Here is a 22,027-nt window from a genome sequence, read left to right as displayed (position 1 = left end):
AACTGACTATAAATAAACTTTATGAGGTGAAATTTTGGAAAAGGATTTTTTTAGGAAAAATGGAATTGATTTAGCTAAATCTATATTAGGTAAATATTTAATAAGAAAGTATGAAAATAAAACAATTGTTACCAAGATAGTAGAGACAGAGGCATACATGGGTATAAATGACAAAGGTGCACATGTATATGGTGATAAAAGAACTGAGAGAACTAAGCCTCTGTATTTAGATGGTGGACATATATATGTTTATTTAATTTATGGTATGTACAATTGTCTAAATCTATCAGCAAATATAGAAAATGTACCAGAGTGTGTGTTGATAAGAGGTGTGGAACCAATAACTTCTTTAGATGAGATATCTATAAATAGATATAATAAATTGTATGATAATTTGAGTAAGTATCAAATAAAAAATATTACTAATGGACCAGGAAAACTTTGTAAGGCTTTAAAAATAGATAGAAGCTTAAATAGTAAGAGTATAATGGGTGAAGAATTATATATAAGTGACTTTTATTATGATAATGAAGGAAAAAAGGTATGTAGTGAAGGCGAATTGGATATAAAAATTAGTAAACGTATAAATATAGACTATGCAGAAGAAGCAAAAGATTTTTTATGGCGTTTTTATATAGAGTAAGTACTGATATCAATAAGATATATATTTATAAAAATTATTTTTTATAAATATATATCTTATTTTTTACAGAATTTTTATTTTAGTATAAATAAATTTATAGAGGAGAAGATGTATTTTTAGTAGATTTTTATAATTATTTTCAATTGTTTTGTTTATACAAACAAAGATATATTTCAATAAAATAAGTATGATAATATTATACTATAAAATAAATGAATATTAACTTTTGGACGCATTTTATTAAGAATAGTCGTGTTTATACATAAAGTTGGTTTATTTTATATTAAACAGATTATTTATTACAACAAATAATTATTTATAAAAAATAGAAAAATTTTGACAAAAAAAGAAAGTATCTTTAGAATAGAGATATATTTAAAATCGTATGATTGAGGTTATAAGATGATTTCATATGCTTTGTTATGAAAATTATTGTTAGACAGAAAAATTAAAAATGGAATTTAAAAAGATGATAAATATTTTGATAACGATTGCTAAATTAGGAAATAACAAGGCTGTATCTGTATAAACATTAGAAAAATATGTATAGTTTTGGACTATAAAATATAAGATGTTGTATAAATAAAAAAAGGCATTGAATAGATACTATTAAATTGTAAAATTATGTTATAATTATTATAAAGGATGTAAGAATCTGTAGAAATAGCAATATAATAAGCTTAATTTTTAATAGTTAAATTCAAATAAACTATATAATGCAATGTACACAAATTAAAGATAGTAATCTGATAAAAATTATACTAATAAGATTTATATATTATGAACTATATAAATAATAAAGCAAATTATATGAATAACTTAAGTTTTATAATATAAAAAAAGTAATCATAATCAGATATATTAAAAAATAGAAAAATAATTAATAACTTTTGCTAAATTAGGTAGAGATATATACAATAATAAATTATAAATAATGATAAATGTGTAGACAAAAGAAAGTGAATAAATTATATTTATACTAATAAAGTTTTTTTGAGGTGAAATATTATAGATATAATAGCCTATATTTATATTCTTATATTTATATTATGAAAAAATTAAAATTATTTAGGGGTGATGGTTTTGAATAAGGACATAGGAGCAAAAATAAAGCAACTTAGAACTCAAAAACAAATGACACTGAAAGATATGAGTGAGAAAACAAACTTATCAATTGGATTTTTGTCACAACTTGAAAGAGGATTAACAAGTGTGGCAACAGATTCATTGGGTAAAATAGCAAATGTATTGGATGTAGATTTGACTTACTTTTTTATGAAACCAAAGGAGCATAAGAGACCTGTATTAAGAAGTTATGAAAAAGAAGTTTTTGATGTAGAAAATTCAACATTTATACATTATCATTTATCATCTAATTTAAAAGAAAAAACTATGTTACCAAGATTAATTGAAATTCTTCCAAGTAAAAGTAGTGAAGAAATTTGTTGCTATGTACATAGTGGTGAAGAATTTGTATATGTTTTAGAGGGCACTCTTACAGTGTTTTTGGGTGATGAGCAAATTGAAATGTATCCAGGTGATACAATACACTACAATAGTGAAAAGAACAATCACAATTGGGTTAACTATACTAATAAGATGGTAAGAATTTTAGTGGTAAGTATACCAAATCCATTTGAAAATTCTGATACAGTTAAAGAAGCTTAAAATTTAGTTATTACCTATTTAAGGAGGAGTATTACAGTGAAAAAAATTGGATTTATAGGTGCAGGAAATATGGCCAGTGCTATGATAGGTGGTATAGTAAATTCAAAATTAGTTGAACCTAATATGGTAACAGCATCAGCATATACTCAAGGAACTCTTGATAGAATACATGCAAATTTTGGTATAAATACTACAAAAGATTCAAAAGAGGTTACTAGAACTTCTGATATAGTAATTGTAGCTGTTAAGCCAGACATATATGATGATATTTTAGAAGAGATAAAAGATTTTGTAGATGATAGTAAAATTATAGTTACAATAGCAGCAGGAAAATCTATAAAAGATATAGAGGCAATTATAGGTGAAAATAAAAAAATAGTTAGAACTATGCCTAATACTCCTGCACTTGTAAATGAGGCTATGTCTTCAATATCTATAAATAAAAATATAAAAGATGAAGACTTAGAAGCAGTGGTAGAAGTATTTAGTTCTTTTGGAAACACTGAAGTCGTACCAGAATATCTTATAGAAGCAGTGATTGGAGCGAGTGGTTCTGCACCAGCCTATGTGTTTTTGTTTATAGAAGCTATTGCAGATGCAGCAGTAATTGCAGGAATGCCAAGACAACAAGCATATAAATTTGCAGCACAAGCAGTTATGGGTTCTGCAAAAATGGTACTTGAAACAGGAAAACATCCTGGTGAACTAAAAGATATGGTATGCTCACCTGGAGGGACTACTATAGAAGCAGTTAAAGTCCTTGAAGAGGAAGGTTTTAGAGCATCTGTTATAAAAGCTATATGTGCATGTATAGAAAAATCTCAAAAAATGAGTGAGTAATAAGAATTTATTGGAAATAAAAAGAATTGCCTTTTATAGAAAATTTCTATGTTAGGCAATTCTTTTTTTACTTAATTTTTAAAATAAGCCTGAAAGCCAATTTTTTATTTTTTCAAAGAAACCAACTGAGTCGTCAGTATTGGATTGATTTTCAGAATTATTAGTTGTGTTATTTTCACCTGATTGAGAGCTACCATTATTTTCACTATTATTTTCTGAATTATTTGTATTGCTATTATCATTAGAGTTGGTATTATCTTGTGGATCTATTTGAACACCATCTGTAGAGTTTATCACAGCATTTGAGCCAAGAGACTCATCATTAGTGTTATTTAAGATTCCTAGATCTTTTTTATCTCCTCCTGAGAATAAACCAGAGAACCAATCTCCTATTCCACTAAACCATCCACCTATAGTATCTAGTATTCCAGAGCCCTTAACACTTTCACCTAATTTTTTTAATTGTTCATTTACATTATTTGATACATTGTCTAATGTATTTTTCATGTTGTTGTAATCATAATCCTGGTCAGCTATTTTTTTCATTACACCTTGAATTTGCTCTTTTTGTTCTGGTGTAATAGTAATATTGTAATTATTTACAACATTATTTATTGTGTTGGCTATTTGATTAGTATCCTTTGTACCATTTTTTACAATTTCTGTTTTTATATCATTCATTACACCAGTTGCTTTTTCTTGACCTATATCATCTCCTAAATCACCTGTAACTACTAACTCTTCAGAAGCAATTTCCTTTTTTGTTTCGTCAAGTTTTTTTCCTGATGCATCTTCAAATGCTTTCATAATTCCTGTCAATGCACCAGTACCACTTACAGGATATGGAGCAGCAGCAATAACATTTGCATTTTCAAGGCCAGCTGTTGTAAGTGTTGAAGCAATCATTGAGCTAGTTACCCAAGTTAAATTTGCTGTTTTAACATTAATGCCATTGCCTTTTGTTGTAGGCTCAACATATGAGCAAGAAATAGTAACTTTACCAAGTTGGCTCTCTGTTGCAACACCTTGTAAATATTGTCTTTCTTCTGCATTTGTTACATCTAAAACTAAGACTTGGTCTTTTTTAACTCCAAAATAATTAAGCATTTGTTGCTTTTGAGACTCTGATAAGTTAGCTCCAAGTGTAACAACATTTGTACCATCTGCATAAGCAAGGTTTAAACTTCCAAACACAAGCATAGTAGATATAATAATAGAGCTAATTTGTTTTTTAAACTTCATAATAATCCTCCTAGATTTAACATACATTACATTTTCAATATATATTTTATCAATATATTGAATAAAAATATGTGCTACATTTCTATTATACTAAATATAAACTATTTTTTAAATCAATGCGATTACAAGTTTGTAATAAAAAAGGTAATATAAGGTAAATAATAAAAAAATAATTTTTATAAGAGATTGAAAAAACAATTAATGTAGTATACTATAATATAGAAATGATTATGATAATGTTATAGAATCGGAAGGAGAAAAAATAAATGTCAAAAGAATTAGTAAAAGATAGAGTAATAAAATATTTAATAGAAGATTTATTAGTACCTCAGGATATGATTGATACAAATGTTGAATTAGCAGAATTTGAAGAAGGTGCAGAGGGAACTTTAGATATTATTGTAAATGTTAAAGATGATGAGGATTATTACGCTCCAGTAATGATAGTACAGTGTTTAGATGAAGATGTAGAATTAGAAGGGGAAGTTTTACAAAAACAAATAGAATTTCTAGAAGAAGTAGATAACATAACTATGTCAGGTAGATTGGTTTTAACTAATGGTGATGCTATGATGTATGCTGATTGGAGAGGCGAAGAGTATGATACTGAAGCAGCACTTCCAACTTATGACATAATGGTAAAAGAGTTTAATGAGATGGAACAACAAGTTAAAGATTTAGAAGAAGAACATCATCATCACGATGAAAATTGTGGATGTGGATGCAATCATCATGAAAAGTAAATAACAAGCATATATATATATAAAGACTGTTTAATTAACAGTCTTTTTTTAGACATATATCAATTTAAAAACTTAGGATATAACAATATATAATAAAATAAATTATATATATAAGAAGGATATTAGGGTTAGAAGTAGAATAATATTATAGGTATAGTTTTTATAACTTTGTATACATAATATACAAAACAACTTATTTGAAGAAGGGGATATTATGTAATTGCAGATTATGTAGTTTTAAATTATTTATTTTTGTTTTAGCAAATTCTATGAATAGAAGGGGTTTGATTATGGATACTAAAAAAGAAAATAATTATGAAAATTATATTTGTGTGGGTTCATCAAATGTATCAAATGCGATGAAAATGTATTTAAAGGAAATTGAGGAATACAAAATGTTGTCAGCGGGAGAAGAGGTAGAGCTGGCAAAGGAAATAATCAACTCATCTTCAGTAGCAAAGGAAAAGTTTATAAATTCAAATTATAGGTTGGTAGTGAGCATAGCAAAAAGATATAAAAGAGATAGTATTGATATGCTAGATTTAATTCAAGCGGGAAATATAGGACTTATAAAAGCAGTAGAGAAGTACGATTATAAAAAAGGATACAAATTTAGCACTTATGCCACATGGTGGATAAAACAAAGCATAACAAGATATATTGATGATTGCGAAAATACTATTAGAATACCTATACATCTTCACCAAAGAATAAATTTTGTAAAGAAAAAGAAACAAGAACTTTTAAATGTATTATTAAGAGAACCAACTGTAGATGAGATTGCAGATGCTTGTGGTCTTGAGGTTGAGAAAGTATTGGAATTATTAAAACGAGATAAAAATGTTGTATCTTTGGATACACCATTAAAAGAAGATGAAGATAGTAGTTTAGTTGAATTTATACCATCAGATGCTGATTTTAAAGATGTTGTAATGCATGAAGTGGAACAACATAATTTAAAAGAAAAAATAGAAGAATTACTTACAGGTCTTGGAGAACAAGAACAGCAGGTTTTGAGAATGAGATTTGGCATTGATGATGATGACCCTAAGACTTTAGAACAGATTGGAAAAGTGTTTGGAGTTACTAGAGAAAGAATAAGACAAATAGAAGCTAAAGCAATAAGAAAATTAAGACATCCAAGTAAATTAAAACAATTAAAGCATTTTTATTAATATTTTTAAAGCTAATATAAAAGAAAGTAGGAAAAAGATTCTCCTACTTTTATTTTTTCTTTTGTTATACTTACATATAGTCAATAATGTTTTTTCAATAGGAAAACATGAAGTTAATAAAATAAAAATTACTTCTACATTACTTTAACTTGTAGAAAAGTTGAGTTTTTACTAGCTTAGTGACGATTATTAATAATCATATTGATATATTTTCTTTAAAAGGCACTTATATATTTCTGTTAAGTATTCTTCATTGAGGAGAATACTTTTTTAAATTTTCTTTAAATGAATAGTTATTTAGTAAAAGTGATTAAAATTTTTCAAAATAGATAAAATATGTTAAAATATAACTTAAAAATGATTATATATTTTCCTTATGTGGAGATTATTAAGTTATAAGAAATGAATAAAATGAAATTTGAATATATAGCCAATATAAGTGTTTTTGTTTTACCAAGATTAGAAAATAATAACTCCATTTCTGTGAGCTCAATTAAATTTATACTATTAGATTTAAATTGTAATTATAGAAAATGTTGTAGAAATAAAAAACATGAAGGTAATATTATTTATGATATATTAAAAAATAAACAACTACTATTATCTTTGTAAAATGTAGGAATAATATATTAAATTATATATAATAGGCTGGCTTTTACTGAACTAAAAGAAGTGTGTTAGAAGTGGAGTGATAAAATGAGCAAGGTAGCTAAAGCAACTTTTTATTTGATGATAGTTACTGTAATATCTAAGATTCTTGGCATGGGTAGAGAATTAGTTTTATCGTCAATTTATGGAACAGGTTTGTATACAGAAAGTTATTTGACAGCTATGAATATACCAAATATTATATTTGCAGCAATAGGAACTGCTATAGTTACTACTTTTATACCAATGTATCAAGATATAAGTAGTAAACAAGGTGAAAAACAAGCAGTAAAATTTTTAAACAATGTTTTAAATATAATAGTTGGTATATGCATAATTGTAGCTATACTGGGTGTGATTTTTTCAAAACAACTTGTGAGTATATTTGCTATAGGATTTGAAGGCGAAAGATTTGAGCTTACTGTAAAATTTACTAAAGTACTTATAACAGGAATAATATTTATAGGTATCACTAGTGTTATGTCAGCATTTTTACAAATAAAAGAAAATTTTATCATAGTTGGATTTGGTAGTATCCCCTATAATATAGTAATAATTATTTCAATAATGATAAGTACCGTATTTGGACCATATGTACTTCCAGTTGGTGCTGTAGTTGCTATGATAGTTCAGCTACTTTTTTACCTGTTTTTTGTTAAAAAAACAGATTACAAATATTCATTTTACTTAGACTTTAAAGATGATAGTCTTATAAAATTGCTGGCATTACTTTCACCAGTGTTTATAGGTGTTGCTGTTAATCAAGTAAACTCATTAGTTGATACAACTTTAGCATCTACATTAGTTAAAGGTAGCATACCAGCACTTACTTATGCAGATAGGTTAAATGGTTTTGTCACAGGGACATTTACAGCCTCAATAGTGTCTGTTATGTATCCCATGCTGTCGAAATTAAGTGCAGAGAATAATCAAAAAAAATTTACAAGTTCAGTTAAATCTAGTGTCAATATGATAATAATTTCTATGATTCCTATTTCAGTTGGGTCTATTGTTTTTGCAAATCCAGTTGTTAGAATTATATTTGAAAGAGGAGCTTTTGATGCTAGAGCAACTCAAATGACAGCAACTGCTTTAGTTTTCTATGCAGTTGGAATGACTGCATTTGGACTTAGAGATATATTAGGTAAAGTTTTTTATTCATTACAAGATACAAAAACACCTATGGTAAATGGTATTATATCTGTTTGTGTAAATATAGTGCTAGATTTAATTTTAATAAAACCTATGGCTCATGGTGGTCTTGCTCTTGCAACTAGTTCATCATCAATTGCATGTATATTGTTACTTTTCCTAAATTTAAGAAGGAAAGTAGGTTATTTTGGACAAGATAAGATAATAAAAGCAACCTTAAAATCATTAGTAGCATCAGTTATTATGGGAATTTTATCATATTTTACGTATAAATTTATATTTGGACTTTTAGGAGTAGGTAGACTTAACGAGTTAGTATCATTAACCATTTCAGTAATAGTTGGAGGTGGAATTTATACATTACTAATGACCATTTTTAAAGTTGAAGAAGTTGATATGATATTAAATATTGCCAAAAGAAAGTTACACTTAAAAAACTAGTTTAACTATATTAATTATATATTTAGGAGGATTTTATGAAACACATATTAAAAACGGTAGACCATACTATTTTAAAGGCTACAACGACATGGGAAGATATTAAGGTTTTGTGTGATGAGGCTATAAACATGAATGTAGCATCAGTTTGTATACCACCATCATATGTAAAAAGAGCAGCAGAATATTTAAATAGTAAAATAAAGGTATGTACAGTAATAGGATTTCCTCTAGGATATCAAACCACTGCAACAAAGGTATTTGAAGCTGAAGATGCAATTAAAAATGGAGCAGATGAAGTTGATATGGTTGTAAATATTTCAGACATTAAAAATGGAGACTATGAGAAGATAGAAAATGAGATAAAAGAAATAAAAGCAATTATTGGAGAGAAAATATTAAAGGTTATTATAGAAACATGTTATTTAGAGGAATGTGAAAAAGTAAAGATGTGTGACATAGTAACAGTGTCTGGTGCAGATTTTATAAAGACATCTACTGGAATGGGAACAGGTGGAGCTACTTTGGAAGATATAAAGCTTATGAAAGAGCATGTTGGAAAAAATGTTAAGATAAAGGCTGCTGGAGGTGTTAAATCGATTTCTGATGCAGAAAAATTTATAGAGGCAGGTGCTGAAAGATTAGGTACTAGTTCAATATGTAAAATATTAAAAAATGAAGATATAACAGGTTATTAAAACTATTGATTTATGGATAAATCAATAACAATTAGACACTAGTTTAATTATAAATTTATAAAATAAAAAAACAGAGGGAAATTTCCCTCTGTTTTTTTATTTAGTATTGACAGAGAAGATTTTATAATATACTATAGTCATATAGTTAGTTACTTAAGTAATTAACTAACTTAGAAAGGAGGAATCTATGAAATTAATATTAAATAATGAAGAACCCATATTTATTCAAATAGCACGAGCAATTGAAGATGAAATATTATCAGATGGTATAAAAGAAGAAGAACAGGTTCCATCAACAACTGAACTTTCAAAGCTTTATAAAATTAATCCTGCTACAGTCTTGAAAGGAATAAATACATTAGTTGATAAGAATATTTTATATAAGAAGAGAGGGATAGGAATGTTTGTATCAGAGGGAGCAAGAAGTATCATAAAAGAAGTTAGGAAAGAAAACTTTAAAAATAATTTTATAAAAAATCTACTTCAAGAAGCAGATAAATTAGAAATAAACAGAGAAGAATTAGTCGATATTATAATAAATTTTAAGGGGGAGTAATGTATGAGTAGCTCTATTAGGATAAAAAATTTATCTCATAGCTTTAAAAAACAAAAGATTTTTGATAACGTGTCTCTGAATTTTGAAGAAAATAAAATATATGGTTTATTAGGAAAAAATGGTGCTGGGAAAACTACATTATTGAATATAATAGTAAATCAATTAATTCAGAATGAAGGAGAGATAGAAATTTCAGGAAAAAATATAAAAGAAGATTTAAAAGTATTGGAAGATATTTGTATTGTAAGAGAAAAAGAATTTTATAATTCAGATTTTAAAGTAGGTCAAATATTCGAGTTTTCTTCTAGCTTCTATAAAAATTATGATAAGGCATTAGAAGAAAAACTATGTAAATATTTTGATTTAAATATAAAGAAAAAGTATAGACAATTGTCTAGGGGAATGAAGACTATACTTTCAAATATAATAGGAATTTGTTCCAATTCAGCCATCACTATATTTGATGAACCAACAATTGGCCTAGATGCAGTAAACAGGCAAGAATTTTATAATGTAATCTTAGATAATTATATAAAAAATCCAAGAACGATAATAATATCAACTCATTTGATTGATGAAATAGATGATTTATTAGAGCATGTAATAATATTAAATGAAGGTAAGATTATTATAGATGAAGATATTGATACTATAAAACAAAAAGCTCATTATATTACTGGAAGCAGAGAAGAAGTAGAAAAGTTAGAAGCAATAAGAAATGTAAAGCCTAAGAAATCATTTGGAAATACAGTTGCCTACTTTTACTATGGTGACTTTAGTAAAAACGATGAAAATATAATTGAAAATTCAAATATAGATGTAGGATACATAGGATTACAAGATATGTTTGTAAGTATGACTAAAAAGGAGGTTTTGTAATTGAATGAATTAAGACCATATATGAAATTTTTTAATAAAAATACAAAACTATATATAATTTTATTTTTGGTAATGGGTGCTTTTTTAAATGTTTTACCACTTATTATTGTAACTTTTGCTAATTTGCCTAAACAAGACTTATCATCTTTCACAACGCCACTTTTAAACTATATAAGCATACTAATATTTGTATATGGAATATCCATAGTAAATAAAGATTTTTCAGGAGCTTTAAGTATAAGGGCAGATAGAAATAATTGTATAAAAGCTATTATACTAACCTTAATTATTTTGTCCTTTGTTCTTTCTATTATAAGTATAGTTTTAATATTTTTATCAAAGTTATCTATGGAGTTTATAACTGGTTATAAGGTGGATGTATTATCTTTACTGAAACAAGATTTACTTTGGACTTCTATACCCATGATAATAGAATCATCAACAGCAAATATGCCACTAGCTTACTTAAATTATTTTATAAATTTATGTATTAGTGAAATGTGTATAGGTTTGATAGGTGCTTTGTTGGGTGCTTTTACATATAGAGTTAGAAAAGCTACTAGCTTTACTCTATTGATAGGATTACCAATATTGATATTAATTTATGTAGTTAACTTTGCAATTAAACATACACAAAAAATGCTTATACATTTAGATAAAATTATTATTTTATTTGCAAATCCTTCTGTTTTATTAGGGTTAAAAGTAGGAGCCATATTTATTTGTATAGCCTTAATAATATTACTACTTAGAAGAGCTCCAATCAAGGATTATGCAAATGATTTATTATAGTTAAAATAAAAATTACCTTAAAAGTAGATTTAAATAGTACTAGTAAAAAGCCCTTAAAAACCATTTGTTTTGGATTTTAAGGGCTTTAATTTCATTGCAAATATAAAGTTTCTAAAGTGAAATTTGAATACGGTTACTTTAAGCTAGCTTTATTAACTTTAACAAGTATATTTTACTAATACTTATATTTACTCTTATATTTTTTTATAAACAATATAGATATAAATATAGTTATAATTTCAGCAAATGGAACAGTAAGCCACAATCCATTTAGATGCAATATAGGAGGAAGAATTATAATTCCTATAATTACAAAAACAAAGGCACGACTAAAAGATATAATAGCTGAAATTTTTCCGTTGTGAAATGCTGTGAAAAATCCTGATGCAAATATATTTATGCCAACAAATAAAAAAGCAAAAGCAAATATTTTTAGACCTTGTAAAGCTAAACCAAATACTCCATTATCAGGATTTACAAAAACTCTAACAATAAGTGGTGCAAAAACTAACGCTACAATAAAAACTAAAATAGAAGAAACAAATATAAATTTTAAAGAATGTTTAAATGTTTCTTTTAACTTATCGCTATTTTCAGCACCAAAATTATAACTTATCAATGGTGATACTCCAGCAGCAAAACCTAGATAAACCGATGTCATCAAAAAGTGAGCATAAAGTACTATAGTAAGAGCTGCAAGTCCAGTTTCTCCTGCTAATCTTAAAGCAACTATATTAAATAAGAATGTTGTAATTCCTGTAGATAATTCTGTAACCATTTCAGAAGAACCATTTATCATTGTATCTCTTATAAGTCTAAAATCAATTTTCGGTTTTTTTAGTTTTAATGTAGACTTACTTGATAAGAAGTAGGCTACACCTAAAATACAAGTTAAAATGATACCTATAGCAGTTGCAACAGCAGCACCTAGAAGACCCATTCCAAAATATTTAATAAACACGTAATCTAATATTATATTTGTTACACCTCCAATTACTGATAGAAATAAACTAAATTTAGAGTTTCCATCAGTTCTTGCAAAATATTCAAATATAAATTTTAAAATATAAAAAGGTGTACATAAAATCATTACTTTACCATAAGTTATACAATAAGGTAGTAGTTTATCAGTTGCTCCAAGTAAAATAGATATTTCTTTGACAAAAAAATACGAGATTACTGTGAATAAAATTCCAATAATCAATGAAAATAAAACTATAAAAGAAAATGTAGAATTGGCTTCATCTTGTCTATTTTCCCCCATACGTATAGAAACTATAGCTCCTCCACCAGTTGCCATCATTATTCCAAAACCACAAACAAGGTTGATTATGGGTAGTACAATATTTATACTGGCAAGAGCATCTGAGCCAACTAATGTTGACACAAATATACCATCTATTATTGTGTATAAAGATATAAATACCATGGATATAATTGCAGGAGAAACAAATTTTAGAAATTCAAAGGTAGTGAATTTTCTTGTAAATAAATTTTCCATAAATTTTACCTCCTTTTATTACTCTCTATATATAATAAAGTATATAGTAACTATATAGTCAAGAAAAACTTTGTTAATACTATAAATGGCTTTAAATCAATAATAACTTATGTTAAGTAGGATTTATAGAATAGCGATTAATGAACTTTTATTGAAAGAATAATTATATTGTATTGAAAAGATAATTATATCTTAAGAAAATCTTTAGAAATATAGGTATATAATCTTAAGTTTTACAGTTTATTATATATATAAGATTTTGTTTGATAAGAAGTATATTTTAGTAACTATATATCTTCAATATAGTTTTCTTTAGGTTAGCTATTATTTATTAAATATAATAACTATAGTATAGAGGATGGGTTACTCTTATTTCAATCAACAATTTTATATATTATATAGATATTAGGAGTGTGAAGTATGAAAAGGTTTTTTGTATTAGTTTTAGGATGTGTTTTTGCTTTAGGTATACTTTCTGGTTGTAGTAAAAAAGAGTCTAAGCCTATAGACACAAGCAAAAAGAATAGTGAATGGTTCTCTAATCTAGAAACAAAAGATGTAGATGGAAATAAGGTAACAAAGGAGGTGTTTTCAAGTAAAGACCTTACACTTATTAATGTTTGGACTACTTGGTGTGGTCCATGTGTAGGTGAAATGCCAGAACTTGAAGCTTTATCAAAAGAATATGAAAGTAATAATTCAAATGTAGCTATAAAGGGATTAGTTGTAGAAGTTGATGGAGCTGATATGAAAACTGGTCTTTCAGATAAAGAGAGAGACTTAGTTAAAGATATTATGAAAAAATCAAATGCTACCTATCAACAATTAACAGTATCTGAAGGTTTGAAAAAGACTGATTTTAAAAGAATTATAGAGTTTCCAACAACTTATTTTGTAGACAAGAACGGAAAATTTGTAGGTGATAAAGTTGCAGGTGCAAATAGCAAAGAAGAATGGAAAAAAATTATAGACGAAAGATTAAAGATGGTAAAAAGTAATGAGTAACTTTATTAAAGAAAATAAAAAAGGTATTTCTATTATTGTAATTGGTATTTCATTTATTGTATTGGGCGTATATCGTGGAGAAGCAAATGTAGTATTAACTAAGGCAATTATGATTTGCCTTGAATGTATTGGTATTGGTTAGGAGAGCAATCATGAAGTTATTATCAAAAATAAACAATAATATAAGACTTATTACTCAGGTTGCATTTACAGCATTAACAAATGGATATATAAATGGTTTTTTGCAAGGGACTATTTATGGTGGAGAAAGCAAAAACTTGTGTGTACCTGGATTAAATTGTTATTCTTGTCCAGGGGCACTAGGTGCATGTCCGATAGGTTCACTACAAGCCGTTTTATCAAGTAGGGATTATAAATTTTCATTTTATGTTGTGGGTTTTTTAATGGCATTTGGAGCTTTTTTTGGACGTTTTGTTTGTGGATGGCTTTGTCCTTTTGGACTTATTCAAGATTTATTATATAAAATACCATTTCCATTAAAAGTAAAAAAAGTTTATGGTGATAAATATTTAAAATATCTAAAATACATAGTTTTAATAGTTTTTGTAATTATTTTACCAATTACTATTGTAAATGTAGCAGGTGGTGGGAATCCTTGGTTTTGTAAGTGGATTTGTCCTTCAGGAACACTATTAGGTGGGGTACCTCTTATTTTAGAAAATGAAAGTTTAAAAGAATCCATAGGATTCTTATTTAGCTGGAAATTAAGTATTTTGATATTGATTTTATTAATGTCAATAATGATTTATAGACCATTTTGTAGGTACTTATGTCCTTTAGGTGCAATTTATAGTTTATTTAATCCTATTTCAATATATAGATTTAAAATTGATAAAGATAAATGTACAAATTGCACAGCATGTCAGGCAAAATGTAAACTTGATATTCCAATATATGAAGATGTAAATAGTTTAGAATGTATTAGATGTGGTGATTGTATAAAAGCTTGCCCTCAAAATGCAATTACTACAACTTTTTCAAAGAATATAAAGGATAAATCAATATTTTTAAAAAAATGTAAGGAGAAATAATTTAATGAAGAAAATTACTATATGTATTATAATGTTTGCAATCTCAGTATTAGTATTAACTGGGTGTAATAATGACAATAAAATAAAAAGTGAAGTAGATAATATGTTTAATGCAATAAAGACTCAAGATTCTGATAAAGTAGATAAATATTTTCCCGAATCAGGGTTAGGTAATCTTATATATAGCGATAAAGAAGGATTTAAAATGTATTCTAAAAATATGTCTTGGAAAATTGAAGATATAAAGAAAAAAGGCGATAAAGTTATTGTAGCTTTAAAAGTCAATAATACAGATATGGTTTCTATATTAAAAAAGAATCCTCCTAAATTAGGAGAAATGATGCCTAATCCAACGATGAAAGATATTGATTCTGCAAATAAAAAAGAGTTTACAATCTCTTTAGAACTTGTTAAGTCTGGGGATAATTATATATGTAAAGCTAGTCCTGAGTTTGCAATGAAACTTTTAAATGTAATCACTGGAGGAGGTACAGATTATCTAGCTGAATATAATAAAGATTATTTTAAAAAACTTGATGGAGAACAAAAAAATTAAATTTCTAGATAAAATATACTCAATAATTTATTAAAATTATGGTCAATATGTAGATATTTATTATGTAAAAGTTGTTTCTTATAAAAATAAAGATGCTAATAAAGAACATGATTGGCAATATAAATATTTACTTGAATTATATAAAAATCAAAACAAGTAAATATGTAATATAAATAATATAATAAAAGTGGCACTTAATAAGTGCCACTTTTATTATATTATTTATATTTATTTATCAGAGTTTATGCAGCTTTTTTATATGTTATAAATGGATTGTATTGGTTTAAAAAATTAAGTGCTATAGTAATTATAAGTTTTAGATTTTAAGTTTTAGGCTTGATACATGGTATAAAGGATGATTCATATATTTTTCATAATTAGAACGAAGAATAAAATTATGTGTAGCTATGCATATTTGTTCTCCAGTATCATTGTTTAATTCAATTCCTAATTCTTTACTCGCTTCTTTAGGAAATCCAATATGACCTTCATTTTTAATTGTATTAATAACTTGTTGAATGTTCATCATTTCATTATCTTGAATAGATATATCAGGTCGCTCTTGATAATTATCACTTACTAATTCAGGATATAGTGCTAACATATTTGATGTTTCAATCCAGCCTGCGTGAAAATCGTTTGGAAATAATTTGATTTTTTCTTCAACAGAATTAGAAAGTTTTTTCAAAATTCTTTTTTGCTCATAATTAAAAATTGAGCCCATAGGTGCAATGGAAATTATACCATATTCTTTGTTGATTGATTCACAGGCTTGTTCTACAGCGATTGTATGTAATGGGTCAGCATGAGCAGATATAACAATGATATTTTTAACACCCCATTTGACTATATTCTCTAATGTACTATAAATTATTTTATAAATTAATTCACGGCTAACATGAATATTACCTGGGAAAGTTCCCATATCTGCAAATCCCAAAGGTATTATAGGAAGCTTTCCATAACAATAACTAGGTAAAATTGAGTCTAGTTTATCAATTGCAAGGTTAATCCACTCATCTGTTTCATAAATATCCACTCCTATTGGTAAGTGTCTACCATGTTCCTCAATCGGAGCTATACCAACAAATACTACTAGTTTTTCTTTGTCTAAATTTAAAATATCTTCCCATGAAAGAGTAAGTAAGTTATAATTCATAGTCTTGAACCTCCTGAAAATTTATTTTATTAGTGATGCTATTTTTTATAGGCATAATAATTGATATTAATATGTATATATACTACTTTATATAAATAGTACTATATATGCATAATGATGTCAAGAAAGAAATAATTTTGTTTTTCAAAGTAATGACGATTTTTTAATAATTGTTAAACAAAAAAAGTAGTAGATATTTTGATTATTAAGGTAAATAGTATGTAAGAAAATTGGAATATAGAAAATTTAAGGGTAAGGTAAAAGTGATAGAGAGAAAATTCCATATAGAATTTTCTCTCTATCACTTATGTAAGTAGACTATGTAACATTATTTTATTATTTATGTAATTATTTTTGTTTACAGATGTATTTTATAGACCAAGATTTTCTCCAACCAATATTACTTTTATCTTATTTGCTGGACGACTAATCCTTGTAGTTACCATATATGCACAAATACTTTCAGGACTTGTACAACCTATACAACTACCATTAATATAGCAAGGAGTATTAACATCTTGAAAACGCTGTACAACTGCTGGTGCAGCAATTGTTCTAGCTCTTTGTATTGCATCATCAATATTTTTTACAATCTTATTCATGCCAGCAACAACTATAACATTTTTTGGTCCAAAAATCATTGCAGCTACTCGATTTCCATTTCCATCAATATTAAAAAGCTGACCATCCTCACTAATAGCATTACTACTCATTAAAAAAGTATCACATAAAAGTGCTTGACGCATAATTTCTGTTCTTTCTTCTGGGATTTTTGCCAAATCTCTATCAATAACTTCATATCCTTTATTTTTAACAGCAATTTGCACTCCCATTTCCTTAAGCGTTTCAGAACCTCCCCATGAGACTGTGTGATTTTGAGGAATTAAATCTAAGATTTGTTGTAAAGCATCGTTTTTGGTTTTACAATAATAAGCATCAAAATAGCGTTTTTTAAGAGCTTTAACTATGTTTGGACCTAACTTATCATAACGTTTTTCTAATGGTGTTTGTCTTATCATACTAAAATCACTCCTGTATTTAAATTTTAAGGTTGTAACTATTATGCTAATTAAATTTACCTAATAGATGATTGTATAAAACCAATTTTATTATTAACATTTTCCTAAAATTATGAAAATAGTTACAATATAGTTATAACACAAATAAGTTTTTATTATAAGAGGACTGTTATTAATTTTTAGTAAATAATCAAGTGGAAAAATAGTTCTGTTAAGAGTTCTTATTTTAAAACCTATATAGAATAATGTTGTAAGTTGTAGCTGATTATATGATTTTTTGTCACAAATATTTATTATAAATAAATGACTTAAGCTCTATTGAATAATAAAAAAGTAAAGAAGCAGTCTAGATGCATCTTTACTTTAATTAGTTTCATAAAGAATATTTTGTTTTATAAAAAATAGTCATTTTAATCTATAATTATTAAATTAATATTTTTCTATTTTATATTATTCTTTATAAATAATAATATTCTTATTTTAAAATATAGACTTATATATAATTTTATATTATATAAATTTGCTTACACTTTTTTAATTACATATTTTTGTAGTTCTCCAATATTCTGATATAATGATTGGCTTCTCTTAAAACATGGTCTGCTAAAAGTGGCAATATTATAGATTTTATTTTACATTGTTCTATTCCAGATACTCCAGCCTCTTTAAAATCTTTAAACTCAACTGTTTCATCTAGAGTTTTATCTGTCATACTATCTATAGTAGTATCATTCATTTTATTTGTCTCTTCTATTAATTCCTTAAATTTTATAGCAAACTCATTTGAAGTATTGATTAGTTCATTTTCAGATGGGTCAAGTAATCCTCTCATAAACAATGCATGTTCCATCATAATTTGGTCCCAAAATAATTCTATCTCTTTAAAATCCTTTGAATCAATATCCATTTTATTTTCTAGGTCAATTACATAGGAACGATATAAGTTAGCTTCATGTATTATATGTTCAATAAGCAGAGGGTAATTTGAGGTAAATAGATTGCATGATAGCACTCCATCTAGAACTCTTTCTTTTAGATTAATAAGTCCATCAAGTAATTTTAGTGAATCTGAGTTAAGCTGAGCTACATAATTTACTAAGTCTTGACTAACTTGTGGATTTACACCACTCTGTAAATTTAATTCTCTTGTGGTTATGTTTTGATTTATTTCGATTCCTGTAAATTCCTCTGTCTTTTTTTCTGCATCCAATGTGTGACTAGTGACAATTTCTTCTGAGTATAATATATCAGGTCTAATTACACCATTGCTAGCACTAACAGCGTATGATAATAATTCCTCAAATTGGTTTTTATAGTGGTCAGCTTCTAAAGCAAGATTGTAATCTTTAGATGTAAATCCTGCTTCTAAAAAAAGAGAATGCTCTTTCATAATTCTTGAAAAAAATAAATGTAATTCAAGTGATAAAATAACATATTTTTGATTATCTATCATAATTTCCTCCCTTTAGAAAGTATCTTGTTTATAATACTTTATTCTTAATATTTGATTTTATGTATATTAGAAATAAATTAATTAAATTCTTTTGTTATTAATTTTAATATTTATTATTAAATTTTAGTTTTGAATGTATAACTTTTGGATAAAACTATTAAAACTAAAATATATAAAAGTAGGCAAGAAGAATCTTATATAAAATTCTTTTTGCCTATTTAATATACTTGATTTTATGCCAAACCACATTCACATAATAAAATCATTATTCTATGGAGACATGACTCCACAGTATCTTCGCCATATTTTTTAATAAAATCATCAATTTGAGTTTCTATAAATGAATAGTATTCTTTTAAATTAGCAATATATGCAGTCATTATATGGACACATTCATCAATTTTATCTTTAAACACAATCAATCCCCCTAAAAAACGAAAAATTAAAATATTCAGTAAATGGCATGTATTATTTCATTTGAAAACCTATATAGTATGATATATTGTCTAAAAGTATTTTACAAGTGAGTATGTAAAACTGGTTGTTATAATTGCAAAACTGGATAGATGTTTTATTATATTTTCACGAATAAGAAGTCCAGTAAGAGGTTGTGCAAATCCATTATCAAGTATATTTTTTATATATCATTTAAATTGGTAAATAGGATATTGATGTATTTTTTTTAATCAACTATAATTTAAAATATGAAGTGATAAATTTCCCAAGTAAATTAGGCTATTTAATGTATATATAAAAATGATAAGTAATCCTCTGTAATAAAAAATAATTTTGGAAATGTTGTTATAAATAATAGTAACAATGAAGGAGGCATGTATATGAACAAACATAACCTTGAAATTATATTAAATCAGATAAAGATTAATATATATATTACAGATATTCATACCAATAAAATTATTTTCATGAATAAAAATATGAAAGAAGAGTATCATAATTTAGTTCCAGAAGGAAAAGTTTGCTGGGAAGTATTATATCCTGAAAAAAATATTCCTTGTAGTTGTTGTAAGATTTCAGAATTACTAGAGAGCAATAAAAAAGGAGTATCAATAAAATGGTATGAAAAATGTAATAAGTTAAATAGAGTCTTTGAGAATTATGATAGTTTAATTACATGGTATGATGGGACAACTGTTCATATACATCAATCTATAGATATTACAAATTCTATAGCTTTAAACAAACAAGTTAAGATTGATGAGTTTTGTAAAGTATCAGATAACAATGAAAAAAAAGAGAACTTTAAGTATTTAAATACGTCAAGAGATAAATTTGATTATGATTCCACTTTACTTTATGATGCTCTGACTAGAGGTACAGATGAATATATATATATATGTAATTTAAAAACAGGAGTGTTTCGATATTCACCATCACAAGTTGAATTATTTGATTTACCAGGAGAAATTGTGGAAAATCCACTTGTCTATTGGAAAAAAATTGTACATCCAGAAGATTGGTCTCGTTTTTATAAGTCAAATATGGAAATAGGTAAAGATTATATGGATTATCATACAGTTGAATTTAGAGCTAAAAATCGTAGTGGAGAATATATCTGGTTAAAGTGTAGAGGGCAACTAATGCGTGATGAATTTGGAGAGCCAAGTATTTTTGCAGGAATTATGACACAGTTAGGTAAGCAAAATAAGATTGACCCATTAACACAGCTATTGAACTACTATGAATTTATGAGTGTATTTGAAGAAAAACTTTCAAATCGCATGATTGAAAAATTATGCATAATGCTACTAAATATTGATGACTTTAAGAATGTTAATGAGATGTATGATAGATCTTTTGGAGATAACATAATAAAAACTTTAGCACAATCCATAAAGTCTATTTTGCCAGGTAATGCCGAACTTTATAAACTTGATGGTGATGAAATGGGAATTCTTGTTGATAATGTTAAAGAAAATGACATTCGAATTCTATATGAACAGATACAGAATTTGATTATACATCTTCAATTGTGGAGAAAATATGGATTAAATATAACAATTTCTACTGGATGTGCTATATATCCAAAACATGGAGATACAGTAAAAGAACTTTATAAATATGCTAGCTACTCTTTACAGTATGCTAAAGAGCATGGAAAGAATAAACTTGTTTTTTCTCTGAAAAAATCTTGAAAAATAAAGTGTATTCATTGGAAATGATGTGGGAGTTGAAAGCATCAATTAATGATAATTTTCAGAGATTTAGTCTTCGATTTCAGCCACAAGTAGACACACAAAGTCATAAAATAATAGGTGTAGAAGCACTTTTAAGATGGACTAACCAGAAAGGTGAAGCAATTTCTCCTTTAGAATTTATTCCAATTTTGGAAGAAAATGATATGATAAATGATGTGGGAGCATGGGTACTTCGAATGGCATTACGTACTTGTGGTGATTGGATTGATTATAATCCTCTTTTTACAGTAAGTGTAAATATTTCAGCTGTACAAATATTAGAGGAAACGTTTATTGAGGATGTAATTAAAATTATATCTGAGGAAAATTTTCCCCAATAGATATAGTTAAAATTGATAGAGTATTTGTCAAAGACATATTAAAAAGTAAGTTTGATGCTACCTTCATACGCTTTATTGTTGCAATTTGTCATGATGTAGGAATAAGAGTGTGCTTAGAAGGAGTAGAAACACAGGAGGAGTATGATTTAGTTAAGCAAATGAAACCAGATTACATACAGGGATATTTTTTTGGAAAGCCACAAACAGCAAGAGAAATTCTAGATATTTTAAAATTAGATATCTGATACTAGTCAAATTTGCAATTTCGCATT

Annotated in this window: 23 protein-coding genes; 17 read left to right on the top strand and 6 right to left on the bottom strand. The window is 26.5% G+C overall.

Features of this window, described 5'->3' with window-relative positions; all coding sequences use genetic code 11:
• Positions 1-34: 34 nt before the first annotated feature.
• From KGF36_RS03950 to proC, 3 genes are all read left to right on the top strand, one after another.
• A complete protein-coding gene (locus KGF36_RS03950; protein WP_227827356.1) occupies positions 35-643 on the top strand; it encodes a DNA-3-methyladenine glycosylase in 609 nt (202 codons plus the stop codon).
• Between the two features lie 1,077 nt (positions 644-1,720).
• Positions 1,721-2,311 (top strand): helix-turn-helix domain-containing protein, encoded by a 591-nt coding sequence (locus tag KGF36_RS03945; protein ID WP_413840640.1) that lies wholly within the window; start codon positions 1,721-1,723, stop codon positions 2,309-2,311.
• Positions 2,312-2,347: 36 nt separating this feature from the next.
• The gene (gene proC / locus KGF36_RS03940) at positions 2,348-3,151 is read left to right on the top strand and encodes a pyrroline-5-carboxylate reductase (protein WP_227827357.1); all 804 of its coding nucleotides are present in this window, start codon (positions 2,348-2,350) and stop codon (positions 3,149-3,151) included.
• 78 nt (positions 3,152-3,229) lie between these two features.
• Here the strand turns inward: proC and KGF36_RS03935 are convergent, their stop codons facing one another.
• On the bottom strand, positions 3,230-4,393 hold the full coding sequence (locus KGF36_RS03935; RefSeq protein ID WP_227827358.1) for a DUF1002 domain-containing protein: 1,164 nt from the start codon (positions 4,391-4,393) through the stop codon (positions 3,230-3,232).
• Positions 4,394-4,659: 266 nt separating this feature from the next.
• Here KGF36_RS03935 and KGF36_RS03930 point away from each other — a divergent pair, with 266 nt between their 5' ends.
• The 7 genes from KGF36_RS03930 to KGF36_RS03900 all read left to right on the top strand — a co-directional run bounded on the left by KGF36_RS03930 (position 4,660) and on the right by KGF36_RS03900 (position 11,474).
• A complete protein-coding gene (locus tag KGF36_RS03930; RefSeq protein WP_227827359.1) occupies positions 4,660-5,136 on the top strand; it encodes a type I restriction enzyme HsdR N-terminal domain-containing protein in 477 nt (158 codons plus the stop codon).
• A gap of 290 nt (positions 5,137-5,426) precedes the next feature.
• Entirely contained in the window at positions 5,427-6,311 is an 885-nt protein-coding gene (locus tag KGF36_RS03925; protein ID WP_227432868.1) for an RNA polymerase sigma factor RpoD/SigA, read from the top strand.
• Between the two features lie 696 nt (positions 6,312-7,007).
• Entirely contained in the window at positions 7,008-8,552 is a 1,545-nt protein-coding gene (gene murJ, locus KGF36_RS03920) for a murein biosynthesis integral membrane protein MurJ (protein ID WP_227827360.1), read from the top strand.
• A gap of 35 nt (positions 8,553-8,587) precedes the next feature.
• Positions 8,588-9,247, top strand: coding sequence for a deoxyribose-phosphate aldolase (gene deoC / locus KGF36_RS03915; protein ID WP_227827361.1), 660 nt, complete (start codon positions 8,588-8,590; stop codon positions 9,245-9,247).
• A gap of 187 nt (positions 9,248-9,434) precedes the next feature.
• A complete protein-coding gene (locus KGF36_RS03910; RefSeq protein ID WP_227432872.1) occupies positions 9,435-9,803 on the top strand; it encodes a GntR family transcriptional regulator in 369 nt (122 codons plus the stop codon).
• A gap of 3 nt (positions 9,804-9,806) precedes the next feature.
• Positions 9,807-10,682, top strand: coding sequence for an ATP-binding cassette domain-containing protein (locus KGF36_RS03905; protein WP_227827362.1), 876 nt, complete (start codon positions 9,807-9,809; stop codon positions 10,680-10,682).
• Positions 10,683-11,474 (top strand): ABC transporter permease, encoded by a 792-nt coding sequence (locus KGF36_RS03900; RefSeq protein WP_227827363.1) that lies wholly within the window; start codon positions 10,683-10,685, stop codon positions 11,472-11,474.
• 175 nt (positions 11,475-11,649) lie between these two features.
• On the opposite strand, the gene cdeA is transcribed toward KGF36_RS03900, so the two are convergent.
• The gene (cdeA, locus tag KGF36_RS03895) at positions 11,650-12,975 is read right to left on the bottom strand and encodes a multidrug efflux MATE transporter CdeA (RefSeq protein ID WP_227827364.1); all 1,326 of its coding nucleotides are present in this window, start codon (positions 12,973-12,975) and stop codon (positions 11,650-11,652) included.
• A 420-nt stretch (positions 12,976-13,395) separates the two neighbouring features.
• Here cdeA and KGF36_RS03890 point away from each other — a divergent pair, with 420 nt between their 5' ends.
• The 4 genes from KGF36_RS03890 to KGF36_RS03875 are packed head-to-tail and all read left to right on the top strand — an operon-like array spanning position 13,396 to position 15,588.
• Positions 13,396-13,980 (top strand): TlpA family protein disulfide reductase, encoded by a 585-nt coding sequence (locus KGF36_RS03890; protein ID WP_227827365.1) that lies wholly within the window; start codon positions 13,396-13,398, stop codon positions 13,978-13,980.
• The gene (locus KGF36_RS03885) at positions 13,973-14,122 is read left to right on the top strand and encodes a CD1871A family CXXC motif-containing protein (protein ID WP_227827366.1); all 150 of its coding nucleotides are present in this window, start codon (positions 13,973-13,975) and stop codon (positions 14,120-14,122) included. Before KGF36_RS03890 ends, KGF36_RS03885 begins: the two co-directional genes overlap by 8 nt.
• Positions 14,123-14,132: 10 nt before the next feature.
• The gene (locus tag KGF36_RS03880; RefSeq protein ID WP_227827367.1) at positions 14,133-15,032 is read left to right on the top strand and encodes a 4Fe-4S binding protein; all 900 of its coding nucleotides are present in this window, start codon (positions 14,133-14,135) and stop codon (positions 15,030-15,032) included.
• Between the two features lie 4 nt (positions 15,033-15,036).
• Positions 15,037-15,588 carry a hypothetical protein gene (locus KGF36_RS03875; protein WP_227827368.1) on the top strand — a complete coding sequence of 184 codons (552 nt, stop codon included), beginning with the start codon at positions 15,037-15,039 and terminating at the stop codon, positions 15,586-15,588.
• 316 nt (positions 15,589-15,904) lie between these two features.
• Here KGF36_RS03875 and KGF36_RS03870 read toward each other — a convergent pair whose 3' ends face one another.
• The 4 genes from KGF36_RS03870 to KGF36_RS03855 all read right to left on the bottom strand — a co-directional run bounded on the left by KGF36_RS03870 (position 15,905) and on the right by KGF36_RS03855 (position 19,635).
• On the bottom strand, positions 15,905-16,747 hold the full coding sequence (locus KGF36_RS03870; RefSeq protein ID WP_227827369.1) for a creatininase family protein: 843 nt from the start codon (positions 16,745-16,747) through the stop codon (positions 15,905-15,907).
• Between the two features lie 371 nt (positions 16,748-17,118).
• Positions 17,119-17,766 carry a lactate utilization protein gene (locus tag KGF36_RS03865; RefSeq protein WP_227827370.1) on the bottom strand — a complete coding sequence of 216 codons (648 nt, stop codon included), beginning with the start codon at positions 17,764-17,766 and terminating at the stop codon, positions 17,119-17,121.
• Between the two features lie 538 nt (positions 17,767-18,304).
• A complete protein-coding gene (locus KGF36_RS03860; RefSeq protein ID WP_227827371.1) occupies positions 18,305-19,219 on the bottom strand; it encodes a DUF2935 domain-containing protein in 915 nt (304 codons plus the stop codon).
• Between the two features lie 233 nt (positions 19,220-19,452).
• The gene (locus KGF36_RS03855) at positions 19,453-19,635 is read right to left on the bottom strand and encodes a hypothetical protein (protein ID WP_227432883.1); all 183 of its coding nucleotides are present in this window, start codon (positions 19,633-19,635) and stop codon (positions 19,453-19,455) included.
• A gap of 420 nt (positions 19,636-20,055) precedes the next feature.
• Between KGF36_RS03855 and KGF36_RS03850 the strand changes: the two genes are divergently transcribed.
• Genes KGF36_RS03850 through KGF36_RS20335 form a run of 3 tightly spaced genes read left to right on the top strand, consistent with a single transcriptional unit; the run spans position 20,056 to position 22,000 of the window.
• Positions 20,056-21,372 carry a sensor domain-containing diguanylate cyclase gene (locus tag KGF36_RS03850; protein WP_285892263.1) on the top strand — a complete coding sequence of 439 codons (1,317 nt, stop codon included), beginning with the start codon at positions 20,056-20,058 and terminating at the stop codon, positions 21,370-21,372.
• Positions 21,373-21,395: 23 nt separating this feature from the next.
• On the top strand, positions 21,396-21,755 hold the full coding sequence (locus tag KGF36_RS20340) for an EAL domain-containing protein (RefSeq protein WP_285894655.1): 360 nt from the start codon (positions 21,396-21,398) through the stop codon (positions 21,753-21,755).
• Positions 21,752-22,000: an EAL domain-containing protein gene (locus tag KGF36_RS20335; protein WP_413926582.1), complete on the top strand. Its 249-nt coding sequence runs from the start codon at positions 21,752-21,754 to the stop codon at positions 21,998-22,000. The genes KGF36_RS20340 and KGF36_RS20335 overlap by 4 nt, the downstream gene beginning before the upstream one ends.
• The last annotated feature ends 27 nt before the right edge of the window (positions 22,001-22,027 follow it).

This window comes from Clostridioides sp. ZZV14-6009 (assembly GCF_020658095.1).
In the GTDB taxonomy this organism is placed as follows: Bacteria; Bacillota; Clostridia; order Peptostreptococcales; family Peptostreptococcaceae; genus Clostridioides.
This window is presented reverse-complemented; position numbering and strand designations above follow the sequence as displayed.

Coding starts and splice junctions, on each gene's coding strand:
- KGF36_RS03865 (WP_227827370.1), bottom strand. CDS start 17,766: ATGATAAGACAAACACCATTAGAAAAACGTTATGATAAGTTAGGTCCA.
- KGF36_RS03890 (WP_227827365.1), top strand. CDS start 13,396: ATGAAAAGGTTTTTTGTATTAGTTTTAGGATGTGTTTTTGCTTTAGGT.
- KGF36_RS03870 (WP_227827369.1), bottom strand. CDS start 16,747: ATGAATTATAACTTACTTACTCTTTCATGGGAAGATATTTTAAATTTA.
- cdeA (WP_227827364.1), bottom strand. CDS start 12,975: ATGGAAAATTTATTTACAAGAAAATTCACTACCTTTGAATTTCTAAAA.
- KGF36_RS03905 (WP_227827362.1), top strand. CDS start 9,807: ATGAGTAGCTCTATTAGGATAAAAAATTTATCTCATAGCTTTAAAAAA.
- KGF36_RS03860 (WP_227827371.1), bottom strand. CDS start 19,219: ATGATAGATAATCAAAAATATGTTATTTTATCACTTGAATTACATTTA.
- KGF36_RS03930 (WP_227827359.1), top strand. CDS start 4,660: ATGTCAAAAGAATTAGTAAAAGATAGAGTAATAAAATATTTAATAGAA.
- KGF36_RS03850 (WP_285892263.1), top strand. CDS start 20,056: ATGAACAAACATAACCTTGAAATTATATTAAATCAGATAAAGATTAAT.
- KGF36_RS03880 (WP_227827367.1), top strand. CDS start 14,133: ATGAAGTTATTATCAAAAATAAACAATAATATAAGACTTATTACTCAG.
- deoC (WP_227827361.1), top strand. CDS start 8,588: ATGAAACACATATTAAAAACGGTAGACCATACTATTTTAAAGGCTACA.
- KGF36_RS03945 (WP_413840640.1), top strand. CDS start 1,721: ATGGTTTTGAATAAGGACATAGGAGCAAAAATAAAGCAACTTAGAACT.
- KGF36_RS03875 (WP_227827368.1), top strand. CDS start 15,037: ATGAAGAAAATTACTATATGTATTATAATGTTTGCAATCTCAGTATTA.
- KGF36_RS03925 (WP_227432868.1), top strand. CDS start 5,427: ATGGATACTAAAAAAGAAAATAATTATGAAAATTATATTTGTGTGGGT.
- murJ (WP_227827360.1), top strand. CDS start 7,008: ATGAGCAAGGTAGCTAAAGCAACTTTTTATTTGATGATAGTTACTGTA.
- KGF36_RS03910 (WP_227432872.1), top strand. CDS start 9,435: ATGAAATTAATATTAAATAATGAAGAACCCATATTTATTCAAATAGCA.
- KGF36_RS03885 (WP_227827366.1), top strand. CDS start 13,973: ATGAGTAACTTTATTAAAGAAAATAAAAAAGGTATTTCTATTATTGTA.
- KGF36_RS20340 (WP_285894655.1), top strand. CDS start 21,396: ATGATGTGGGAGTTGAAAGCATCAATTAATGATAATTTTCAGAGATTT.
- KGF36_RS03935 (WP_227827358.1), bottom strand. CDS start 4,393: ATGAAGTTTAAAAAACAAATTAGCTCTATTATTATATCTACTATGCTT.